The organism is Chloroflexota bacterium, from assembly GCA_018648225.1.
Lineage (GTDB): Bacteria > Chloroflexota > Anaerolineae > Anaerolineales > UBA11858 > NIOZ-UU35.
Window position 1 is genome coordinate 1 of the sequence record JABGRQ010000151.1, and the last position, 4,951, is coordinate 4,951.

The 4,951-nt window shown below is 51.2% G+C and carries 3 protein-coding genes; all 3 read left to right on the plus strand.

Going from position 1 to position 4,951, the window contains the following annotated elements; all coding sequences use genetic code 11:
- The first annotated feature begins 22 nt into the window (after nt 1-22).
- Complete coding sequence (locus HN413_14280; GenBank protein MBT3391563.1) at nt 23-676, plus strand: hypothetical protein; 654 nt, start codon at nt 23-25, stop codon at nt 674-676.
- A gap of 334 nt (nt 677-1,010) precedes the next feature.
- Entirely contained in the window at nt 1,011-4,214 is a 3,204-nt protein-coding gene (locus HN413_14285; GenBank protein MBT3391564.1) for a DUF927 domain-containing protein, read from the plus strand.
- 411 nt (nt 4,215-4,625) lie between these two features.
- A partial coding sequence (locus tag HN413_14290) for a hypothetical protein (protein MBT3391565.1) occupies nt 4,626-4,951 on the plus strand: 326 nt, incomplete at its 3' end.

The following is a 4,951-nucleotide window of genomic DNA, read 5'->3' on the forward strand; positions in this document are numbered from 1 at the left end:
AGAGCCAGATAGGGAGGATCCTATGCCACGCAATCCATTCGATGAACATCATAAGGATCAATCCCAACCAGAAGGGCTGAATGAATTTGACCATAGCATCGATATTGATCGCCTAAAAGGGGCTGTTGATAAATTCCAAGACGCTGGAGACAGATCGGAAAACATAATAGAAATAAAGCCAGAGAAACCGAATTTTCTGGGTGATATTTCGACTGCGAAATGGAAACCCAAAGAGCGAAAAGATACTCGCAAGCGAGGGCCAGTTCTCTTCGTGCGTAATATTGACGATATACGAGAGACTCTTTCAAAGATCGCCGAAAAGATAGGCGTTCCGCGCGACATGCTCGTCCGTTACCTTTTGGAACTGGGTATTCAAAATCATTTTTCGGGAGACACCCGTTTGGTTTCTGTGTTGGATCAACGGCTTACACTTTACCCTGGTGAAACGCCCCCACGCAAACAAAAAAAGAGCAAATCGAAAGGTGTCGGGTTTCGAATGATTCCTGACCATACGAATCAGCAGATCTCGCAAATCGCTGACAATCTGGGTGTCCCTAAATGGCAGGTGATCCGCCGGATGCTCGAAGATGGAGTCGCCGGTTACAAAGCCGGGTCGATCACGATCCAGTCTCAGTCCGTGCAAACCGAAGAGTACACCCTCTATCCGAATAAGTAACATGCAGAGAAACCCTTGCCGTCTGTTCGTCGAAGATATTGCTTATTAAAAAGCACGATAACCCGCTGGTTATCCCCTGGGCTTTCTACATGGTATCCGCTGGTTATCTACGGGTTATCGGGCGGGTTTTCATCCCCTTGTTGTACGGCTCTGTAAGCTTCGCTACAGCACCATGCTATATGATCGCCTATCCACAAAGATCACCGCTTAGAGAACGCCCTGGCGATTTTCCCAAAATATCGAAACGATTGATTCTTGTGTCTACAAGACACGTTCCAAAAATCGTTGCATCGTATTCTCATCAAACCCTATATCTGCGCAGGAGAGCAAATCCATGCCACAAAGAATAGATATCGAAAAACTACTCGACCATATAGACATCGTCGCCCTGGCCAACCACTTGGGGGCGGATCTCCAAAAGAAGGGCCGCGAGTGGCGCGGGATATGCCCTTTGCATACTGGCGCAGATAACGAAACTGCTTTTCAGGTCAGCGTGAACAACGATCGTCGGGGCTATTGGCGTTGCTGGACAGGTTGTGATACCGGTGGTGACGCGATCGATTTGGCAAGACAAGCCAAAAACATGGGCTTCATCGAAGCCGTCGAATATCTGGCCAATTATGCAGGCATCACCCTTGAAGATATCGGAATAACACAAGAAACAACTCAAGCCTACGAGAAGCGCAAGCGGTATATCGCCATACTTGATTTAGCCGCGCACTATTTTGCAGTACAGCTGTGGTCGGAAAAGGGCCAGCATTGTCTGGAATACGCGCGCTCGCGCGGGTTCAGCGATGACGGCTTGCGCATGGCAGGATGGGGATTTGCGGATGGAAGCACCGGTCTGCATGATTATCTGCTCCAAAATGGGGCGGATCTATCTCTGGCGCGTACAATGGGTCTGATACGCGCTGATAACCGGGCGTTCACTGCAAATGGGAATGGCGACAAAGTTTCCCCGGATGGCTGGTTGGTGTACCCACATAGCGAGTGGAGCAACGCCAAAGTTCGAAAATGTGAAATTTGTGACGCAGAAACCTGGCATCACGACCAGTGTTGCCTGCGACACAATCCGGACTTTAGCCATCTCCAGGGAGTGATTTACCTATCTGCGCGTACTCTCAGCCTGGAACCAGAAGGTGGGGACAAATCCCGCAACTTGCCCGGAAAACGACAACTCTACAAAGCTGAAATTCCTGGGATGCGTGAGATCATCCTGTGCGAAGGCCCTGCCGATGCGGAAAGCTATCGCCAAATGGGGTTCTCAGCATGGGCCTTATGCGGATTGGGACAGCTACCTGAACGTGACTATCGGCTATTGAAACAACGCCCCGTCGTGTATTTGGCCTTCGATGGTGACGAGGCGGGCAGAGAAAAACAAAACCAATTGGCTCCCAAGTTTGGACCACTAGCCATGCTGGTGATGCCTATAGAAGGTTACAAAGATGCCAATGATTTCTATAGAGATCATCCCGATAAAAGCCAGATTACAGCCCTGTTTGAAAATGCGACCCCGGTTATCGAACAATACCTGGAAAAAACCAAACACATCACCCCTCACAAGCTCCAGGAACACACTGGGGAACTCCTTGATTTACTCAAACGACTTCCCGATGAGATCGCCCCCCGTTATCTGGGCCGCGCTCAACGTGCCCTGGGTATAACCCGCAAAGAATTACGCACCCTGATCAGCGAGGTTGAACGGCAAGATGGGAAATCGCCGATTCTCAGTGAAATCAAGGATGGGAAACTGCATTTTCTTGACGAACCCTTGTCTAATTTCACCGCCCAAATCACCCATGAGTTGGTGATCGATGATGGCTTGAACTTGCCTGAGGTGCAATACACTATTGCAGGCTGGCTGGCTACCGGAGAGCCCTTGCGCGAGGTGGATGTACCGGCAGAAGAATTTCCCGAGATGAAGTGGACCCACCGCTACTGGGGTGCGCGCCCAATCTTGTATGTTCCCAGGGGGAAGTATTACCTGGTTGCGCGTGCCATCCAGGAAACCTCACTGGACGAGATGGGGCGAGATCGTGTCTTTACCCACACGGGCTGGACGGCCATCAATGGAACGCGGGGGTATCTAACTCGCTCAGGGATGATCACCGCCAAGGGATTCGACAGCAGCGTGCGCGTTGATTTGGGGGAAAACAACCTGCGTTATTATGATTTGCCCCAACCGCCAACAGGCGATGCACTGGCTGAAGCCATCAAAGCCAGCCTGGGATTTCTGGACATTGGCCCGCTGCGCGTGACTGCGCCACTTTGGGCGGCCTTGTATGCCGGCCCGCTGACTGCAATCCGCCCACTTTACACGGTAATCTGGCTGTATGGCCCAACCCAGAGCGGTAAATCCACCGTTGCTCATCTGGCCTTAGCGCACTTCGGGACAGGATTCGTTGAAGGGCGCCAATATCATGCCCCGGTGGACTGGATGAGTACGGTCACACACATCGAAGGCGTCATGTTCAAAGTCAAAGATGCCCCGGTCATCATTGATGATTTCGCACCCCAATTCCAGAGTGCAGCAGACAGCCGCCGGATCCATAAAAGCGCCCATCAAGTCGTGCGAGCGGTAGGCAACCGTTCGGCGCGCGGGCGTGCCAATCGTGATCTGAGTGAGCGGAAGACCCGGGTGCCGCGCGGGATGGTGATCTCCACAGCGGAACTGCCCCTATCCGGAGAAAGCACCGTTGGGCGTATGGTCTATGTCCCTATTGTGCGCGGCGAGGTATTGCCGAATCCTGGACAACCACCCCGTGAAGCACTGAACCAGGCGCAAATGCAAGCCAGACAGGGGTTATATGCGCAAGCGATGGCGGCTTATGTGCAGTGGCTGGCAAGCCATTGGGAACGCGCCGCCAAACTGTATTTGGAAATCATCGAAGAGTCTCACAAACAGGTACGAGATGGGACGTTGCAGAACCGTCTTCCCGACTACTTTGCCACCCTGGATGCTGCCCAGCAAATCGCTTTGACGGCCTTTCATGAATTGGGAATCCTTTCCGCCCATGAAGCTGCCACGATTGCAGAAAGCAGCGGCCAAGCTATTCTCAGAGTCATTGAAGGCCAGGCCGAGAAGATCGCCGCCGAATCGCCGGTGCGCAAATTCTTCGATGCCCTGGATAATTTGCTCCAACGGCGCAAGGTATATTTGGAACCTCGTTCTGGAGCCACAATCACACCGCCCACTGGCGCCGAACCGGTAGGCTGGTATGAACCCGGTGACGAAAATCTCTTTTTCCTGGACACCAGTAGTTGCATGATCCATGTGCGGGATTTCTGGGGACAACTGGGGGAGCATTTTGATACCACCCGGGATGCCTTGCACCGCCAATTCAACCAGATTGCGGGGTTGCTTGCCGAAACCGGGAGCGGGAATAATATCCAGGTTTCCAAGTGGGTGACTAGCGCCGGCAAAAACAAGCGCATGATCGCATTCAGTCAGGAGAAAGTTCAAGCGCTATATGGTGTGACGATTCGGAATCCATCGCACCCATCTACAAAACAGGGCGAAAGGCCAGACCTTGGTTAATTGAAGTGTTTTTTCTTATGCGCAAGATGTTCATGTCGTGAGGTTGTGAGGTCTAAAAATGTTTCTGTTCCGGTACCCATATATAGAGAAATCACCTATGTTCATCAACAATTTCCCTATATATGGGGGATATATTCCTCACGACTTTCTTCACGACTACCTCACGAGTACCTCACGACCCATGTGAAAACTGCACGACATTTGAGAGGGGTGTGCGGTACTCGTGAGGGAAAAACAGCCCGTAGATATAGAGCCAGCAGGGCTATTTTGGCAGATGATCCCATATCTGCGGGCAAAAAACGGTACCTTCAAGACCTCACGACTTTTGGAAGAGATGGAGATGGATAAATAAAAAAACAGGTATGCAACATAGTTTTTCTGAGTCGAACACAAAGTACACAGGAGAGAAAAATGAGTAAGCGCAATAATAAGGTATGGCTCGAGGGCATTTTGATCATTCATACCATAGAAACCCAAGAGCTCGACGGAGAAACCGTCCCTGTGGTGAACGGTCTGATTGCAACTGATCGCCCCGAATTGGGAGGACATCACTGTTTCATTGCCTATAATCGATTAGCTGTTGAGACGATTGCATTTGTTCAGGCCGTGGGGGATGATGGGCATCCCCAGGTTTTGATTGAGGGATGGTTGCGCTCCACTGCTATTGGGAGTGATACTCCCGAAGATGAACTGTTGGTGCACAGCTTGATTGTTGCCAATAACATTACTTTTGTGGT

Coding starts and splice junctions, on each gene's coding strand:
- HN413_14285 (MBT3391564.1), top strand. CDS start 1,011: ATGCCACAAAGAATAGATATCGAAAAACTACTCGACCATATAGACATC.
- HN413_14280 (MBT3391563.1), top strand. CDS start 23: ATGCCACGCAATCCATTCGATGAACATCATAAGGATCAATCCCAACCA.